General features: G+C 33.5%; 16 protein-coding genes and 2 pseudogenes. 7 read left to right on the top strand and 11 right to left on the bottom strand.

Translation table 11 applies throughout. The features are described from left to right. The 6 genes from ACLHDF_RS24735 to ACLHDF_RS24710 all read right to left on the bottom strand — a co-directional run. Nucleotides 1–315 (bottom strand): 6-phosphofructokinase (locus tag ACLHDF_RS24735; RefSeq protein ID WP_413921222.1); only part of this gene is annotated, 315 nt, incomplete at its 3' end. Between the two features lie 107 nt (nt 316–422). After that, complete coding sequence (locus ACLHDF_RS24730; RefSeq protein WP_413921221.1) at nt 423–1,754, bottom strand: MFS transporter; 1,332 nt, start codon at nt 1,752–1,754, stop codon at nt 423–425. 770 nt (nt 1,755–2,524) lie between these two features. After that, nucleotides 2,525–3,229: a FadR/GntR family transcriptional regulator gene (locus tag ACLHDF_RS24725; RefSeq protein ID WP_413921220.1), complete on the bottom strand. Its 705-nt coding sequence runs from the start codon at nt 3,227–3,229 to the stop codon at nt 2,525–2,527. A gap of 218 nt (nt 3,230–3,447) precedes the next feature. Further along, complete coding sequence (locus tag ACLHDF_RS24720) at nt 3,448–4,206, bottom strand: SDR family NAD(P)-dependent oxidoreductase (protein ID WP_413921219.1); 759 nt, start codon at nt 4,204–4,206, stop codon at nt 3,448–3,450. A gap of 49 nt (nt 4,207–4,255) precedes the next feature. Next, nucleotides 4,256–5,203, bottom strand: coding sequence for a transketolase family protein (locus ACLHDF_RS24715; protein ID WP_413918433.1), 948 nt, complete (start codon nt 5,201–5,203; stop codon nt 4,256–4,258). Then, a complete protein-coding gene (locus ACLHDF_RS24710) occupies nt 5,203–6,036 on the bottom strand; it encodes a transketolase (protein ID WP_413921218.1) in 834 nt (277 codons plus the stop codon). The genes ACLHDF_RS24715 and ACLHDF_RS24710 overlap by 1 nt, the downstream gene beginning before the upstream one ends. Before the next feature lie 501 nt (nt 6,037–6,537). Between ACLHDF_RS24710 and tpx the strand changes: the two genes are divergently transcribed. Beyond that, the gene (gene tpx, locus ACLHDF_RS24705; RefSeq protein ID WP_413921217.1) at nt 6,538–7,035 is read left to right on the top strand and encodes a thiol peroxidase; all 498 of its coding nucleotides are present in this window, start codon (nt 6,538–6,540) and stop codon (nt 7,033–7,035) included. 125 nt (nt 7,036–7,160) lie between these two features. Here the strand turns inward: tpx and ACLHDF_RS24700 are convergent. Beyond that, nucleotides 7,161–8,719 (bottom strand): IS3 family transposase gene (locus ACLHDF_RS24700; RefSeq protein WP_413921216.1). Its coding sequence is split into 2 segments (ribosomal slippage): nt 7,161–8,077 and nt 8,077–8,719, totalling 1,560 coding nucleotides; the frame shifts between segments, so codons are not numbered across the junction. Nucleotides 8,720–8,992: 273 nt separating this feature from the next. Here ACLHDF_RS24700 and ACLHDF_RS24695 point away from each other — a divergent pair. From ACLHDF_RS24695 to ACLHDF_RS24680, 4 genes and pseudogenes are all read left to right on the top strand, one after another. Further along, a complete protein-coding gene (locus ACLHDF_RS24695) occupies nt 8,993–9,916 on the top strand; it encodes an AEC family transporter (RefSeq protein WP_413921215.1) in 924 nt (307 codons plus the stop codon). A gap of 656 nt (nt 9,917–10,572) precedes the next feature. Next, nucleotides 10,573–10,671, top strand: a pseudogene (locus ACLHDF_RS24690) (hypothetical protein); the annotation flags it as partial. A 377-nt stretch (nt 10,672–11,048) separates the two neighbouring features. Further along, nucleotides 11,049–11,327 (top strand): hypothetical protein, encoded by a 279-nt coding sequence (locus ACLHDF_RS24685; protein WP_413921214.1) that lies wholly within the window; start codon nt 11,049–11,051, stop codon nt 11,325–11,327. Between the two features lie 377 nt (nt 11,328–11,704). Beyond that, nucleotides 11,705–12,823 (top strand): GerAB/ArcD/ProY family transporter, encoded by a 1,119-nt coding sequence (locus ACLHDF_RS24680; protein WP_413921213.1) that lies wholly within the window; start codon nt 11,705–11,707, stop codon nt 12,821–12,823. Between the two features lie 245 nt (nt 12,824–13,068). Here ACLHDF_RS24680 and ACLHDF_RS24675 read toward each other — a convergent pair whose 3' ends face one another. Both ACLHDF_RS24675 and ACLHDF_RS24670 read right to left on the bottom strand, forming a co-directional pair. Beyond that, complete coding sequence (locus ACLHDF_RS24675; RefSeq protein ID WP_413921212.1) at nt 13,069–13,542, bottom strand: hypothetical protein; 474 nt, start codon at nt 13,540–13,542, stop codon at nt 13,069–13,071. A 476-nt stretch (nt 13,543–14,018) separates the two neighbouring features. Beyond that, nucleotides 14,019–14,174 (bottom strand): hypothetical protein, encoded by a 156-nt coding sequence (locus ACLHDF_RS24670; RefSeq protein ID WP_413921211.1) that lies wholly within the window; start codon nt 14,172–14,174, stop codon nt 14,019–14,021. Nucleotides 14,175–15,301: 1,127 nt separating this feature from the next. On the opposite strand from ACLHDF_RS24670, the pseudogene sigH reads away from it, so the two are divergent. Both sigH and ACLHDF_RS24660 read left to right on the top strand, forming a co-directional pair. Further along, a pseudogene (gene sigH, locus ACLHDF_RS24665) lies at nt 15,302–15,904 on the top strand (RNA polymerase sporulation sigma factor SigH); the annotation flags it as partial. A 256-nt stretch (nt 15,905–16,160) separates the two neighbouring features. Continuing rightward, the gene (locus tag ACLHDF_RS24660; protein WP_413921210.1) at nt 16,161–16,394 is read left to right on the top strand and encodes a hypothetical protein; all 234 of its coding nucleotides are present in this window, start codon (nt 16,161–16,163) and stop codon (nt 16,392–16,394) included. Here ACLHDF_RS24660 and ACLHDF_RS24655 read toward each other — a convergent pair. Then, nucleotides 16,391–17,494 (bottom strand): GerAB/ArcD/ProY family transporter, encoded by a 1,104-nt coding sequence (locus tag ACLHDF_RS24655; protein ID WP_413921209.1) that lies wholly within the window; start codon nt 17,492–17,494, stop codon nt 16,391–16,393. The two genes, ACLHDF_RS24660 and ACLHDF_RS24655, sit on opposite strands and share 4 nt — an antisense overlap. A 108-nt stretch (nt 17,495–17,602) precedes the next feature. Continuing rightward, a complete protein-coding gene (locus ACLHDF_RS24650) occupies nt 17,603–18,700 on the bottom strand; it encodes a GerAB/ArcD/ProY family transporter (RefSeq protein WP_413921208.1) in 1,098 nt (365 codons plus the stop codon). Nucleotides 18,701–18,719 lie beyond the last annotated feature (19 nt).

Here is an 18,719-nt window from a genome sequence, read left to right as displayed (position 1 = left end):
AGAGCCTTCACCGCCAATTACTACTAAATCATTCATTCCATGACCCTTTAATACATTTAATGCCTTGAGCCTGCCTGATTCCTTCATAAATTCTGGACATCGGGAGGTTTTTAAAAATGTTCCTCCTTTATCCGCAATATAATCTATATCCGTAGAGGTTAATTCATGAAGTTTACCTTCTATTAAACCCTGGTAACCACCCTCAATTCCTATTACTTCTACGTTATAATAATTAACTGTTTTCACCACTGCTCGAATAGCAGCATTCATTCCTGGGGCATCTCCGCCACTTGTTAAGACTCCGAGCTTCCTCATTACTAAACACCTCTGCTATTTTGATCCATTTAAGAAAGGTGACTAACAGATATTAAAATCTAACTGTCAGTCCCTTCCGTTAACACAAACTTTCTTCCAAATAGGGATTAACTAGTTTTTTCTAGTTTATCTACTGTCCCTTTTTTAATAGCTTTCCCTGACTGTTTTAGTAAGAAGGCTACTATGAATGAACCTAAAAACATGCTAATACCTAAAAAGGTCATACTAGCATTAAAAGATCCTGTCATATCTTTAATGTATCCCACGATGTAAGGTCCGAAGAACCCACCTAGATTACCAATACTGTTAATAAGAGCAATCGCACCTGCAGCAGCAGCTTCAGTTAAGAAAGATGGTGGAATCGCCCAAAATGGAGAATACGCACCAAATGCCCCACAAAGACTAATTGTTAAGAATACAAATGATAAAACAATGTTCGTATTTGCAACATAGCTACTAATAATCAGTGCAACTCCACTTGTTACTAAACAAGCAACTACGTGAAAACGTCTCTCATTTTTCTTATCAGAGTGGTTACTAACCAAAATCATGGTGACCATTGCACACACATACATTAATCCTAAAATCCAGCCCATCGCATGCGTGCTAAGAGACGTCGTTTCAGACAAACCTTCTGAGATTGTCGGTAAAAACATAACAATTCCATAATAGCCAACCATCCAGAAGAAATAGCCTAAGGACAAGGTTAATACGTCGCGGTCTTTTAAAGCTTGACCAAATGTATAGTGTTTAGCTTCCTGTTTTTCTAACTTCTCTTTTGTTGTAACATCGATTAACCATTTCTTTTCCTCTTTAGTCAACCATTTTACATCCTCGAGCTTATCGTCAAGATAGAAGAAACATACAATACCTAAGATCAGAGCTGGAATCGCTTCCAAAATGAAGAGCCATTGCCATCCAGCCATGTTTAACCAGTCAATACCTAATAAATAAGTAGAAAGTGGCGATCCTATTGCATTAGCACCTGGGATAGCAATCATAAATCCTGCAATCGCTTTTGCATGATGTTTCGTTTGATAAAAACCACTTAGATAAAAGACCATACAAGGATAAAAGCTAGCTTCAGCAACTCCTAAAAGAAATCGTGCTGTATAAAACTGCCATGGTGTTTGTACGAACGCCATTAAAATAGCAATCACAGCCCATGTAACCATTATTCTACTAATCCATTTTCTAGCCCCGACTTTCGTCATCATGGCACTGCCAGGTACCTCTAAAAGGAAATAGCCAAGGAAAAAGATCCCTGCCCCTAATCCAAAAACAGCATTGGAAAAACCTAGGTCTTCATTCATTTGTAGTGCGGCAAATCCAATATTTACTCGATCAAGTATAGATATAGTAAAACATAAAAATAGAAATGGAATGAGCCTTAACGTTACTTTTTTGGTAGTTGAACGCTCTAAGTTAAGTGGATCCAAAATAATTCCTCCTAGGTTACCATCTTTCTCTTCTCTAACTTTGATTTCCTTAGGCTTTTAACCTGAACATCTATTCAAATGTCATAATAAAGGAAATAATGTTGATATAGAAAATGGTTGATCTATTTTTAACTCTTAAAAACATCTAGTTAACAATTTTGTAACCCTTTTCAATTCATCTTATAAAAATGAATAAATTAAATGTTTTCTTATAGTATTGATTCGTTCTTTAAACTTACGATGAAATGAAAAATCTAGATGTATGTATGACCTTATAAAATCTACTAGATAACATCATATACCAAAACCTTAATAGCACTATAGCAATACTATCAACTTACGTAATTTACTAATCCAATCATCTACCTAATAATCCAAATCCTTGTGCTAAACATCCACTGAAAAACGCTTACATTTTGCGATTTCTTTTCCTGTTCTTATTAAAATAACATTGAATTAGGAAAAATAATTTAAATAGTTTACATTACCTCCATCTTATAGACTTAGATACTTGTATACTAAGTTACCTTATATAAACAGTGTACTTATGTATCTATAAATTGTCAATATAATTATTTAATTAACTAGATTCTGAATATTATTAAATTCCGTACATGAACAATGCTTAAAGCTTTTCTTTTTATTTTTTATTATGGGGATGCTGGAGTTAACCACCTTCCTCCTTTCTGTTCAGCATAAAAAAGACAGCTAATTTTAGCTGTCTTTTATCTTTATACTTGATATAAATACAATAAAAAAATTAGTTGGAATTAACCTTTCCAATAGCGATCATATAAATTTTCCATATGAAAATTCATAATTCTCTCTGCTTCTTCTGCATCGTGTTTTTCAATGGCATTAATAAGTAATTTATGTTCATCAAAATTGACTTCTCTGTAATCAGGTCTTGTTACAGTTCTATCTCTTATAAATTTCCACATTTCCTGCTGTTTCATTGCATTACTAATAGCCGCCATAATACTAATAAATAAGTCATTGTGAGAAGCCTTTGCTATGCCGTTATGTAGCGCTTCATCTGTTTCTGGCACATAAATGCCTGCGTTCGTTTCTTCCTCCATCTTATCAATTGTTGCACGTAGATCTTTAATGTCTTCTTCTGTAGCTCTCAAAGCTGCAAACCGTATAATAAGGGGTTCTATATTCATTCTGGCCTCAACAATATCTTCAGGGGATGCTGATTCGGTTAAAAATGTTGATCGGGGGTTTTCAGCTTGAACTTGCTTTACATATACGCCTTCGCCTTGGCGAGAATAAATAAAACCATTTAAATCCAATGCACTAAGGGCCTGTCTGATAGGTACACGACTTACACCAAATTGCTCACATAGTTCTCTTTCAGCAGGGAGTTTATCTCCTACTTGAAACGCCCCGGATTGAATTTCAGAAAGAATTTGGTTATATATTTGAATATATAATTTATTATTGGAAACTGGATTAAAACTAATGGAAATCACTCCTTTCTATGCTTATTAACTCATTTTAGGCATAATTAATTGGACGTAATTCATTATATACTGTTCTATTTTTAGGGGCAACAAGCCTATCTTCTTCTCTTCAAAAGATCTTTATCGATGCAATTAGAACTTCCTTGTTATACTATAGGAGTTGTCAATATAGAAACAGTTATACAGACATACCATAATGGCATGCCTGTATAAGAATAATATAGATATCAGTCCATATGTGAGCCACCGTTTATATCAATTTCTTCTCCTGTAATATAAGAGGCTTCTTTGGAAGCTAAGAATGCAATTGTTGCTGCAATTTCTTTCACTTCACCTGGTCTACCCATAGGGATACTATCGATCACAGATTTTGCATCTTCCTCGGGAAGTGATTTCCAAATTTCTGTATTAACTAGTCCAGGAGCCACACAGTTAACTGTAATACCATCTAGAGCTACTTCACGTGCTAAGTTCTTTGAAAAGCCTAGTACTGCTGCCTTGGATGCAGAATAGTGCGGTCCACCAAATACTCCTCCACCTCTTTTAGCTGAAACAGAAGAAAGGCTGATAATTCGACCATACTTTTGGTTTTTCATCGTTTCTAATACTGCTTGCGTACATAGGAACAAACCAAACATATTGACGTTAAACACTTTTGTGATGTCTTCAAGCGTCATATCTTGAACTGTAACTTTTTGCGAAATCCCTGCATTATTAACTAAAATATCAATTCTGCCGAATACTTCAAGCGTTCTCTTCACCATTGCATCACAAGAATTTTTACTTGTTACATTTAACTCTACCCCTAAAGCTTTCCCGCCAGCTTCTCTTATTTCATTTACTGTATCTTGTACACCATCAAAATTAATATCAGCTATAACAACTGCGGCTCCTTGTTCCGCAAGCGTTAGGGCAATTGTACGTCCAATCCCTTTTTTAGAACCACTACCGGTAATAATCGCTACTTTCTCTTTTAAATCGAACATATTATACTTCCCCCATCTTATCAACTTTATCTATTTCGTTTAATTAATCTTAAATCAGCTCTTTAGCCGTTTTGATAATATTTTCTACAGTAATTCCATTTAACTCTAATAGTTTTTCATAAGGTGCCGATTGTCCAAATTGATCCTGTACACCAATTCTTCGAACTGTACCTTTTCCTTCTTCAGCAACTACTTCGCATACGGCACTACCAAGACCATTTAGAATATTATGATCTTCAACTGTAATAATTTTGCCGATATTTAAACAATCGACCACTGCTTCTCGATCTAATGGTTTAATGGTATGCATATCTAGTAGTTTCACGGATATTCCTTGTTTTTCTAATTCTTTAGTTGCTTCTAACGCGAGTCGTACTGTATCACCGTTGGCAATAATAGCTATATCGCTTCCATCCTTGATTTGCTTGGCCTTCCCAATTGTAAACTCTTCATTTTCATCATAAATAATTGGGACAGTATCGCGAGTAAAACGAAGATAGACAGGTCCATATACCTTAGCAGCTTGTTCGACTAACTTTCTAGTAGAATAATAGTCAGCTCCCATAATTACTGTCATATTTGGAACCGATCTCAATACACCCATATCTTCTATAGCTTGATGACTTCCTCCATCATTAGCTGGAGTAAGACCGCCATGCGAGCAAGCAATCTTTACATTTAAATTAGGGTAGCAGACTTCTTGTCTAATTTGTTCAAGCATTCTTAAGGAACCAAAAACTGCGTAAGTGCTTACAAAAGGGATTTTACCAGTTGTCGCAAGACCAGCTGCTAACCCAGCTGCATTCTGTTCTGCAATGCCGACATTAATATGCTGATCGGGTAATTGTTTGATAAAGTTTACCGTTTTACACGACTTAGCAATATCCACATCAATGACATAAATATTTTTGTTTTCTTTACCTAACTTTACGATTTCATCCCCAAAAGCTTCTCTCGTAGCTTTTTTTACTGTAAGATCTTTTTCCAGTATGCTCATTATTTTAAACCTCCTGCCACTTCTTCCATTGCTTGATGATATTGTTCTTCATTAGGAGCAACTCCATGCCAATCAGCCACATCCTCCATAAAAGAAACTCCCTTACCTTTTACCGTGTCACAAATGATACATTTTGGTTTTCCATTCTTCGCGGTTCTTACTTCATCTAACGTTTCAACAATCTCTTCCATAGAATGTCCATTGATTCGTTTTGTTTCAAATCCAAATGCATCAAATTTTTTCTCTAAATCTTGTAAAGGCATAATTTCATCACAAAATCCATCAATTTGAAGTCTATTATTATCCACGAATACCACTAAATTATCTAATTGATATTTAACTGCGGTTTGAGCAGCTTCCCAAATTTGCCCTTCTTGACACTCTCCATCTCCTACTAATGCAAAAACTCTATAGTCTTTAAAATCACGTTTTCCTGCTATTGCCATTCCAACTCCGCAAGAAAGGCCTTGGCCTAAAGAACCTGTAGAGATATCAATGCCTTTACACTTTTTCATATCTGGATGTCCTTGAAATGGAGAACCGTATTCCCTTAATGTGTATATCGTTTCGTAAGGAACAAAACCACGTAAAGCTAAAGCTGAGTATTGAATAGGACAAACATGGCCTTTGGAAAGTACGAATCTATCGCGATCCTCCCAATTAGGATTGTTTGGGTCAACATTCATTTCCTTAAAATAAAGCGCTGCCATAATATCAGCTGCAGAAAGTGAGCCTCCTGGATGGCCAGATTGTGCTCCATAAATCATCGTAAGGGCTGTTTTTCTTAATTCAATAGCTTTTTCTTTTAATTCTTGAATACTAATGTCTTTCATTTTTAGTCACCTCATTAAATTATGACTTGCTGTTTTGCTAAAGGATATATTGGTTATGATATAAATTAGTACACTTAGGTAACTTGTATACTAAGTATCTTTGTGACTTAAGTGTACATCTAGAATATTGATTCGTCAATAACGAGATTGAATTATTAGAATTTTTTATTTAAAATAAATTTATTTTTCTGGAGTTAAAGATAAAAAAATCTCTGAATTATATCTATATTTTGCTTTAAAACCTTTAAGCAAAGTGTCTTGATTAAAGCTTAGAAATACTAATAACTTTATGCCTTAATGGGGGCAACATTTATTTCTAAACATAAACTGCTAAGTCTCATTGAGTGAAAAATAACAGGTTAAAATAGGTGCCAAAAATTCTTTGTGAGCAACCTCTTTTACCACCTGATTTTATAATTTTTAAAAATAATAATTGTTGCATTATTCAAATATCGAGGTTAATATGAGCACGTATACATATCAAAAGAGGAGGAATTTTTTATGGGAGTAACATTTGCAGGAAATCCAGTAACATTGCTTGGTAGTCAACTAAAGGTAGGAGAAAAGGCTCCAAACTTTACAGTACTAACTAACGATTTATCTGAAGTAACCTTAAACGATTCAAAAGGATATGTGCGCTTAATCAGTGTTGTTCCTTCAATCGATACTGGTGTATGTGATGCACAAACACGTCGTTTTAATGAAGAGGCGGCAAAGCTTGGCAACGTAAAGGTTTTAACAGTTAGCGTAGATTTACCGTTTGCCCAAAAACGTTGGTGTGGATCAAATGGAATCGAGAATGTTCAAACTCTTTCAGATCATCGCGACTTATCATTTGGTGAAGCATTTGGTGTAGCAATTAAAGAATTAAGATTACTAGCTCGCTCAGTATTTGTAGTAGATTCTAATGATCTTGTGACATATGCAGAGTATGTAGATGAGGTAACAGAACATCCAAACTATGAAGCTGCAATTGAGGCGGCAAAGGCAGCTAACTAATTAAATAATTTCCAAAATAACTTCGAAATATTAAACTAGCAGATATAAATACTAATAAAAAGCAGCATCCCGTAGTAAAATGAACTGCCCCCTGTCAAATAGACAGTGGAAATAAATAAAAATTTCTAAACGGCTTCAGCTCTGTATTCTAAGGGGCTAAGGCCGTTTAATCGTTTTTGTAATCGCTCATTGTTATAAAAATATATGTATTCCTTAATTTCTTTCTCAAGTTCTTCATAGGTTTTATACTTCTTTAAATAGTATTTTTCACACTTCAATGTCCCCCAAAAAGATTCCATTGGCCCGTTATCAATACACCTGCCCACTCTAGACATACTCTGTACTACTTTTGCTTCTTCTAACTTCTTTTTAAAGTAAGGAGAAGTATATTGATATCCTCTATCACTATGCAATAGGGGAGTAGCTCCTGGCTCTCTCTTCAACGCTTGTTCAAACGTTTTAAAAACTAAAGGGTTATTGTTGGAAGTACCTAAGACGTAGCTCACAATAGAGCCATCATATAAGTCTAATATCGCACTTAAATAAGCCTTCTCAGATCTTCCATAGCTAAGTTCTGTTACATCTGTTAACCACTTTTCGTTTGGTTTCTTGGCATGGAATTCCCGATTCAGTACATTCTCTGTAATATGCTTAGGTGAACTTGGTTTATATCTTGTTCGTTTACGTCGAATGACAGACTGAATACCAAATAATTTCATTAATCGGTAAACACGTTTGTGATTAATTGGTTGCTTAAATCTTCGATTTATTTTCAATGTCATCCGCCGATATCCATAAATTCCTCCTAGTTCCTCATGTAGCTGTTTCACTTCTTCCACTATTTCTTCATTCAACTTCTCGTTGGTAGATGGAGTGCGTTTCAGCCACTTGTAATAGGCGGAACGTGACACTTTCGCTATTTGGCATAATAGTAAAATAGGATATTTTTCGTTCTGGTGAAGTTCTTGGATGGACATATAGACGTCTATTGAATGGACTTTTCTTAAAATCTCCTCCTTTCGATTTCTTCTAACTTTTTTAAAAAGGCATTTTCAGCGCGTAAGCGCTCGTTTTCCATTTCCAATTGTTTTATTTCTTTTTGATGTTTTTCTTCTGATGTAAGTTCCGATTCTCTTCTTTTTTTTCCACGTTTATCGAAGAGCCCACCTTTGCCACCTATCTCGAATTTTTTCACCCACTGATATACCTGTTGATACGAAACATTAAAATCTTCTGCAGTCTGTAGATAATTCTTTCCATTCTCTAAACAATGTTTCGCTATTACCACTCTTTCTTCTAGAGTAGTGGACCGTCCTTTTGCCATAGATTTTCTCATACCTTTCCCCACGTTTTTAAATGCTCTATGGCCATTATAATTCTTGATCCACTTCATTAATACTGAACGGTGAGATATTTCATATTTACGGATTATTTCTGATTGAGAATACTTCCCTGAAAGATAATCAAGGGTAGCCGCCGTTTTTATCTCTATAGAGTATCTTTTCCATTCACTTGAAGTCTGAAGTCCTTCTAATCCATATGTTCGATAGAGATAAATCCATCTATTAATTGTCGCTCTATACAAATCATATTTACTACAAAATTCTCGTGAGGAGACACTTCGCTTTTCATATGCCACGATTATCTCGTATTTTTCTTGTGCAGAATAAGTTTTTCTTCTCATAAAAAAGCCCCCAATTAAGCAAACAGATTTTTTATTTACTCTGTCTACTTAATTGGGAGCATATCAAAACACGAAATGCTGCTTTTTCATTAGGCCCTTTAAGTTTTAACCATACGGTCTAAAACTAAGGAGCTAATGTATAATTATTATACAATATGAATTTTAATTTTCACTCAGTTATTACTTTTATTTCACAGGAATTCACGCATCTCACCTTTTATTCTTACGTTATGATGGAAGGTAATAACAACTTATAGAAAGGGATCTGTTTCAATGATGCAATCTGTTTTTTCTATCTTATTCCATGCAATGCTACCTCTTTCTATACCAGTCATTGGAGGAGCACTTCTTGCCCATTTTAAGAACTTGGAAACAAAACCTTTATTAACTTTTTATCTTTACTTCCTAACTCCAGCTATCATTTTTGACACATTACATACAGCTAGAGTTTCGTTCAATGACGTATATATGACACTTGCCTTTTCTATTTTAAATTTATTGTTATTGTGGGCAGTTGCAAATGTTATAGGAAAAATATTAAAGTTAACCTCTTCTGAAGTCGCTGGCCTTACTCTAGTTTCTACTTTTACGAATAGTGTAAATTATGGACTTCCTCTTATTTTACTTGTATTAGGACATCTTGGATTAGACAAAGCATCTGTTTATGTTGTTATCCAGATGATTATTATAAACACCATTGGTGTATATTTTGCAGCCCGTTCACAGTTTTCTGTAAAGAATGCTATTAAATCTGTCTTTTCTCTTCCAGCAATCTATGCAGCTTTATTTGCAATTGTCCTTCGTTGTTTTTCAATCCCTTTACCTACAGGTATTGAAAAAGGCATTACAATGATAGCAGAAGCTTATTCTCCTGTTGTATTAGCTATACTAGGAGCACAAATGGTGAGGGTGAAGAAGCAAAGTCTAGAAGCAAGAGTTAAAGTAGCTTTTTGGTCTGGCTTATTTATTAGATTATTATTGTCGCCCTTAGTAGCGCTATTCTGTTTGTATCTTCTAAATATAAAAGGAACATTATATTCAATCCTTTTTATATTAGCTTGTATGCCTGTTGCAGTAAATGCTGTTGTCCTAGCTGAAAAATTTAATGCATCGTCAAAGATTGTTTCTAAATCTATCCTTTGGACTACTTTAGCCTCCTTTATTGTATTGCCAATCCTTATTGTTCTTATTAAATGAAAGTTTGTTAAAGAGCCTATGAAATCTCTAATCTCATAGACAAGTACAATTTCGCAAGAATATACCAAGGTATAACCGTCAGTTAATCGTATTACGTTTTTCCCCCAAGACTTTTTTATAGAGATGAGCATATGTATAAAACATGCGCTTTTTATACATTTTTTTCTCGTTCGTCTCCTACTAAAGCGTTGATATATCAAAGATGTATAAAAAGCTGCATATCTGATAAAAGTCATCCTACTCTGAACCCTTATCCTGCATGGTTTCATTTTTTTGCTTGGTTCCTTGAATAGCGATATGTTAACTAGAGGTATATACCATATACAGCCTAAAAACAGAAAAAACTACTGGAACGAAGGGAACCAGTAGTTTTTTCGCTGTTGAGTAATTGGTTTTTATGAGATGATGCCCCGTTTCTTCCTGAATAGTTTGCTCAAAGTATCAACAATAATTCTTTCATTTTGTTTTTTCTACATTAACTCTTAATTAATTATATAAAAAGACTTATATTACAGGAATTCAGAAGAAATTTGTTGAATAAATAGTCTTAATTTTCATTGTTTTATCGTTAAATGATAGCGTCTAATCAATCTCAATTAGGACAGTTGGAGGAATCATGAGTGCTAAAATAAGAAGATAATAAGTTTGATCAGGAATGGATAAGTCTCATGAAGGAAGCATATCATCTAGGTCTTTCAATCGTAAAAGTAAAGGAATTTATATATTCAAAGCAAAAAGAGCCTGTTTCTAAATGATTCAGACTCTTTTTGCTTCTGGTAATGTTGATAAACAAAGAAATGGTTTTTCATTTTAAAATATAAGACTGTTTTAGTTCAATACCTAAAACTCTTTTTTCATTGAATGTTGTGAAGATTAAACAATTCCATATTGTAAATAAAAGACTCACTTCTTAAAAGTGAGTCTAAAAGGGGGTTAAACTTATGAAAAAATGTCAGTATGCTTTTCACAAGATTTAATTTAACAATTAATAATGAAAATATGATGAAATGGTATATAAAGTTTATAAGAGCTTTGATTTTTGACACCCATGGGGAGCTAGTCATATTTTATTGTTATTTCCTATAACGTTGACTATGTTAACTTTAGTATATACTTAGGAAAGGTGAAATCAATGTTTGAAAGTCAGCCAACTAAACAAGATTTGTTAAACAAATTAGAGAACATTCTTAAAGGAAATATATCTAGAGAGCAATTTAATCATTGGTCCTATAAATGGGTTCAAAACCTGGAGAGTAGAAATAGGCTCTCTTCTGATGAAGATCAACTACATGAATACCTTATTTTCTTATTATGTATTGATTTAGAAATTGAACCAGATATATATTTTCATGAAGATATAGAACTAAAAGAATGGATTGAAAAAATAACACAAAGTAGACCATTACCTTAATACAAGTATTTTAATGATTGCCGATACATGTTTTATGTTAACTACAAACGTATACTTTTACGGACGAGATATTTAAATCTACTACAAGATGTTAAAGTAATTATTATCGTTAACAAAATAAAAAGCTGTATACTCGGGAAAAAGAATTCTTGGTGGAAGCATACTGCCCCAAGGGTTCTTTTGCTTGTTTGGTTCCTTGAAGAATGTTTATGTAAACTAGCTCTGAATATAGTATGCATCCCTCAACCCTTAAAAGTATTAAAAATAGAAAGTAGGATAGGATGAATAAATAGACTAAATATATTTTAGCAGCACTTACTTAATAAACATATACATACTCATCCATGTAATCGATAAAGAGGAGGATATCTTAGATAATGGAGAAAGCCAAAGTTAGTGTCATTCAACTATTTGCCATGATGTTTATTTTCAACCTAGGAACCGCATTAATCGTAGCTTATGGAATAAACGCAAAAAAAGACGCTTGGCTTGCCATTCTTTCAGGGACGTGCATGGGGATGGTTTTATTTTTCATCTACTACTCTTTATTTCGCCAATATCCAAATCTACCTCTTACTGGGTATGCAAGGAAAATATTTGGTAAATATCTAGGATGGATCATTGGTTTGTTATACGTCCTAGTTTTTTTGTATATGTCTGCTAGAAATGTGCGTGATTTTGGCGATTTACTAGTTTCATCAACATTGACACAGACCCCATTATTAGCTGTCAATTTCTCACTGGTTCTTGTGATATGTTATGTTCTTTATTTAGGAATTGAAGTGTTAGGAAGAACAGCAGAAGTATTTATTGTTGTTTTGCTGTTCTTTGGGGTAGCAGGAAACTTCTTTATTTTTGTTTCAGGGAATGTTGATTTTCATCAGTTACAGCCGTTTCTTGAACATGGATGGAAACTACCTTTAACGGTGGCTTTTAGGGACGTTTTCTTTTTTCCTTTTGGTGAAATGATTGCCTTTACGATGTTGCTCCCTTACTTAAACCGTCCTAAATTAGTGAAAAGAGTATGGCTATCTGCCATCGTTTCAAGTGGTCTGATCTTAAGTTGGACAGCAAGCCTGAATATTGCTGTTCTTGGTGTTGATGTAACAAAGAGATCCGTTTTTCCGACATTAATAACCATTGGAAAGGTGAACCTTTTAGATTTTATAGAAAGACTCGATGCGGTTGTTGTGTTTACGATGTTGCTTACGGTGTTTTTTAAAGTCTCTATCTTTTTGTATGGGGCCGTCATCGGAATAGTGGATTTATTCAAGTTAAACAATCGTCAACAAATTCTTTTACCAATCGGGGGAATTGTCATCTTTTTATCCATGACGATGGCCTCCAGTTTCCCAGAACATTTGGAGGAAGGTCATTACGTTTTGCACTATTATTTCATTGGTGTTCATCTGCTTATACCCTTGCTAATGTTTTTAGTTTCCATGATTCGTAATGGTTTCAAGAAGAAAGATAGATCGAAATCAAATGTAATATAATAACGACTATGCTATATTCCAAAGCCATCGAATTTAAATAAATTCCAAGGGCTTTTTTGATTCCCGAGAAGAGACATTATGGTAACTAAAAATGTATGAAGTATAAAGCTTAAATACAGAAAAAATACTGCTCCTGTACAGTATTTTTTCTGTTACACATATATCTTATGTTTGAGTACTAATGCCTACGACGTCTTGATTAGTTTTACTTATACTTAAAACTTTATTCCTTTTACCCTGGCGTTCTAAGATCTTTTGCCAGATAAAGTGTTATCTTTTACATACATTTCATAATGTCCATTTATGTAACTAGATACCTTTAAATTAAGTAAAAGAGCTTTGAGATTAATTATTTTTTCAGTGTCTAATCCACACTCTTTTGCTATATCTTCGATTTCTCTTTTACTAATTTGTATGTTATTTTCCAAATCGGTCACTGTTTCTTTACTATACTGAAAAGGAACTTCATCTATAACTTCTGTAATTAATTGATCCTGTTCTTCATATTCTACTCTGCCTTTGGCTGCAGAGTGTTTTCCAATTAATACAGCCTGCTCTTTTATATCCGACAGAAGAATCATTAATCTAATTCGTTGATTCATTAGAATACGTTGTTTATCAAAAATAGAGATAATTTTGGTTTGATAATCATCCATGGTTGTGTGAAGTTGATATTTTGCTTCTCTTATTACTTCTTCACTGTTTTTAATAAGTATCATATTTAAATTCTCTTCCCTCCCCGTAACATATATACTTTCATTATAACAAACTAAAAAAAAGGAACATCATTTTTCACTATTTACCAAGATAAATAATGCATATAAACACCATTATCATGGATTTATTAATCATTAAAACTGATTAGAGGAAAATATATCGACTGATAATTTTTAAAGATTTACACCAATAGGCGACCCCATTAATTGCGATTAGAATTATAAGGTCGCTTATAAAATACTCTAATTCAGTTTTTGTATTTCTCTGTTTTTTTATTGCAAAGCAATTATTTTATCATTAAACTCTTATCTCATTTTCAACATATTCATCAATTGTACTAAGCAAATAAATAAGGACAGAATTTAGTTTGAATAGGTTCCCTTTAATAAAATTAGATAACATTAGACTGGTGTTATTAGTCACTCCAATTTAAATTTTATCTCTTTCTCATGCATGATGACCATGATTATTATTTTGATTAAATAATTAGTCCAATAATCGCGGGAATGATGGAAAATCCACCCAAGACAGATCCCCCATCTCCAAAGATAAGGTCACCTAACCAAGCGGCAATAAAGCCTGCAATAGGATTACCAATAACACCTCGGGGAACATCATTTCCGATAGTTAACATCTACAAAATTTCCATTAAAGGTCATCTCTTTAATAAATGATTTAGTTGGCTTTACCCCTCTAAGGAAATAAACTAAGTCTGCCTTTTCTTATTTAAGGATTTCTCCCTCAGTTAGGGGAAACTTTTGAGAAAATTTCTCCACGTAGCGACGAGATACTATACTATTCAATAAATAAGTTACTAAATTAAGGTGTTCCCTCTATTAAAAACTTACATGTTATTAATTTCCCCATATATTCTTTATGTAAACTAGAAAGAAGTTAAATATCCTCTTGAATAGGTATGTTGGTGATGGTGTTTTATTCCATTTTCACTACTTTCTTATTTCGTTTGAAAGACTAAAAGTCTATTTATATAAAAAAAGAGAAAAACAATTCGATTTGAGAGATAAATCGTTTTCCTCAATAAATAGATAGCCTATATCATCTCGAGACCTTATTCCGTTTATATTTAAGTGCTTTTTTTAGAAGTACTATCTGATGATATAATTCATTCTTAGTGGATAAATCTCTACACTTATTATAGTCTGCAATTAAACTTTTAATCTCCCTATAGAATAGGGAACGTTCATATTTATCCAGCATATCCTCCCCTCCTGATGTTATTTCTTTTATATTACCCATTCGACACATACTGACACTTATTTTTCGGTAAACCACATTATGTGAACTATACACTTTTAACCTCTGTTAGAGCAGCGCCTATTTCATTTATAACTTCAAAAATGCTATTTAAAGTTAAAGACAATTAATAAGTTAAAAATCCCTCCCTTAAAATTAAAGAATGATTATTATTTGTCTTATACATCTCATTGTAAAATACAAAAGATTAGATTTTTTGGAAGCATTACCAAAGTTCGACAACATTTTTATTTCTAGTTTTTTATACTTTAGAGGGATGGTGAAATAATAACCAAAAATCAAAGGTATATAGAGAAGCGCCAGGCTATTCTAGGCGTTTTTTGTCTTACAAAAAATCTTTTTTTACTGACTAAGATAATCTTAAAAGAATTAAGCTTGCTATTCCAAGAATACTTTTAAAATTCACCTAAGATTGGCGGAGGGATATAAGTGAGTGCAAATATCGAAACTGAATTAATCGAAAATTAGGATGGGTATAAAGACGAAGATCTACTAAACCTAATTCATTATGAGAACGAAGAGGCACTAAACTTTTTAATTAAAAAATATCGGGGGAGTGTTCAAACCAAGACATCAACCTATTTTTTAAGAGGGGCCGATAAGGAAGATCTTATTCAAGAAGGAATGATTGGTCTATATAAGGCCATTCGTAATTTTAAAGGGGATAAAATGTCCTCTTTTAAAACATTTGCTGAGCTTTGTATTAAGAGACAGATGTTCACCGCGGTTAAAACAGCTGCTCGTCAAAAAAATGGACCTCTAAATGCCTATGTTTCCCTATACAAGCCTTTATCTAATTCAGAATCAACATATATGCTTCTGGATATGATAGCCGAAAGAAATATAACAAATCCAGAATTATTACTTATCGATCAAGAAGAATTCGAAGAAAGGAGACAAAAAATAGCCGAATTACTTAGTAAATTAGAACAAAGAGTATGGGCTTTATATATAAATGACTATTCATATATAGAAATTTCCAAAGTATTAAGTATGCCTGAAAAGTCTATTGATAATGCTATTCAACGAATAAAAAGAAAAGTAGGACGGTACCCGGAGGTAAAAAAGCCATGTAATCTTTTTCCTTAATGAAGGAATCAAGTTTATAGTATACAAAAAGCTCTTGATAAAAGGGCTTTTGAGCATACAATTGCCGATAAAGTACATTATGGTTACTAAAAATGTATACTTTTACGGGCAGTTAACTTGATTTTGGTCCAATACTTTAACATATTCTATTGTGTAAAAGTTCTCTTCATCAATCACTTTGTTTATATAGGTTTGTTGTTAAAAACCTTATTTTTGACAAATAATATATTTACTTTGATTTAAATGAGGGAAAAATATGAAGATTTTCGGAGTAAGTATATTGATTCTTTTATTGGCAACTGCAAACCTCTTATTAATGGATGTTTTGTTAGGCTTTAAACTCTCTGATGCATTACTTCATCTCCTAAACCCTTTTTGGGTTATGAGTAGTGCAGAATATATGATGTTAGCAGGGCTTTTTTTAATTATTATTGGCCAGCAGATTTTTCTAATTATAAAAAAGAAAGAAGAAAACCGGAACAATTCCTAGTAAGTCTTTTTCTTAACATAGTTCTGAATGATGGAGATGACCAGCATAAACAATGGAATAACGATAAAAAAAGGAACATGAAGATATTTTATTGTACCACCTAAACCTTCTTCTATATGTTCGGAAAAATTAGAGGCAATTGTCATGGATAAAAAAATGAGAATGACTCCAAACGGTAAAATGAGCCTTTGATGACTTTTTAATTTAAACAACTCAGCTACTCCTAGAACAGCCCCATATAGAAAGATGGATACCTTGAAGAGAACTGTCATTAATAACGTAAACACTACAATGGCATCCAATCTTTCAATAAAATCAAACAGGTTTACCTTTCCAATTGTCGCTAATGTAGGAAATGTAGATCTCTGCATTACATCTAAACCTAGAACGGACATATTTAAAGCGGCTGTCCAGCTTAAGATTAAACCACTTGAAATTAAAGCAGATAACCATACCTTTTTTATTAGTTTAGGACGATTTAAATACGGTAGTAGCATGGTGAAGACGAACATTTCACCAAATGGAAAAGAAATAACAGATGGGAAAGCTGTTGTTAAGATGGGCTTCCACCCATGCTCAAGAAATGGCCTGATTTGATTAAAATCGAAATCTCCTGAAACAAGAACGAAGAAGTTTGCTCCTACTCCAAATAAAAGCAAAATGACAATGAATACCTCTGCGGTTCTCCCTAATACTTCGATTCCTAGGTAGATAATGTAACATATAACAAGAACAAGTGAGAGATTAATTGCAAGTAACGGAGTTTCTGGCAAAGTGGACGAAGTCAGTAAGTCTCCGAAATCACGTACATTTCTAGCTGCAATATATAAGAAGAATAAACAATATAACAAACTTATTATCCAACCAAGATATTTACCAAATATTTTTCTAACGTACCCCGTAAGTGGAAGGTTCGGATATTGACGAAATAGCATATAGTAAACAAAAAATAAAAGTATACCTCCGCCCATTCCTAAAATCACAGCAAGCCAAGCATCTTTCCTTGCGGATATTCCATAACTTACGATTAATGCAGTCCCTAAATCGAAAATAAACATCAGGGAAAAGAGTTGAATCACACTTATTTTCGCTTTCTCCATCTTTGTAGATTACCTCCTTTCTTTACGTTTTTTAAAGTCATCTTTTTTCTTTTATATTGGCTAATAACTTTCTCAATGTTCAACAATAGAATCAGTCTAAACCCATTTCTAGTTCATTTTCTTTTCAAAATGCTTACGTATAATTGAAACTAACAATAGCAATACGGGAAGAATGATAAGTGGAATGACAGCCAAGTAATTAAAAAGAAAACCTTCTTTCGTATGTTCTGAAAAACTAGAAGCCATAGAGAGAGATAAAAAGATAACAACTGTTCCTATCGGTAAAAGAATCTGATGATAATTGTTTAATTTGAATAAATCAGCTATTCCAATGACCGCAGCATATAAATAGATGGATGCTTTGAAAAAGACGGTAATCAATAAAGTAAATACCACAATGGCATCCAGTCTTTCGATAAAATCAAATAGATTGACTTTCCCAACTGCTTTTAACAGAGGGAACGTCGAGCGTTTCATTGCATCTAGACCAAGAACAGATATATTTAACAATACGGTCCAGCTTAAAATCAACCCACTTGAAATCAAAGCTGCCAGCCATACCCTTTTTGCTAATTGAGGTCGATTTAAATACGGTAATAGCATCGTAAAGACTACCATTTCACCAAATGGAAAAATAATTAGGTGAGGAAAAGCTGTTGTAAAAATAGGCTTCCATCCATGTTCAAGAAATGGACGTATCTGATGAAAATCAACATCTCCAGATACAAGAACAAAAAAATTCCCGGCTGATCCAAGTAAGATCAAAATAACAATAAATACTTCTGCTGTTCTCCCTAATACTTCCACTCCGAGATGAATGACATAGCACATCACAAGCACAAGTGTAATATTAATCACCAATAATGGGGTTTCTGATAAAGTGGATGAAACCAATAGATCTCCAAACTCACGTACATTTCTCCCGCAAATGTACAAAAAGGCGAGACAGTATAACAAACCAATAATCCATCCGATGTATTTGCCAAATATCTCTCTTATATATCTAGTGAAGAGCAAATTTGGATATTGACGAAATAAAATAAAATAGACAAAAGATAAAATAATACCACCACATATTGCAAAAAGAATAGACAGCCAAGCGTCCTTTCCAGCAGATGTCCCATAACTAACGACTAGCGCTGTCCCCAACTCAAAGATAAACATAAGGGCAAACAGTTGAATGACACTTATTTTCGCTTTTTCCATTGATCAAACAACTCCTTTC

Source organism: Priestia megaterium (assembly GCF_046599315.1).
Taxonomy (GTDB): Bacteria; Bacillota; Bacilli; order Bacillales; family Bacillaceae_H; genus Priestia; species Priestia megaterium_F.
This window is presented reverse-complemented; position numbering and strand designations above follow the sequence as displayed.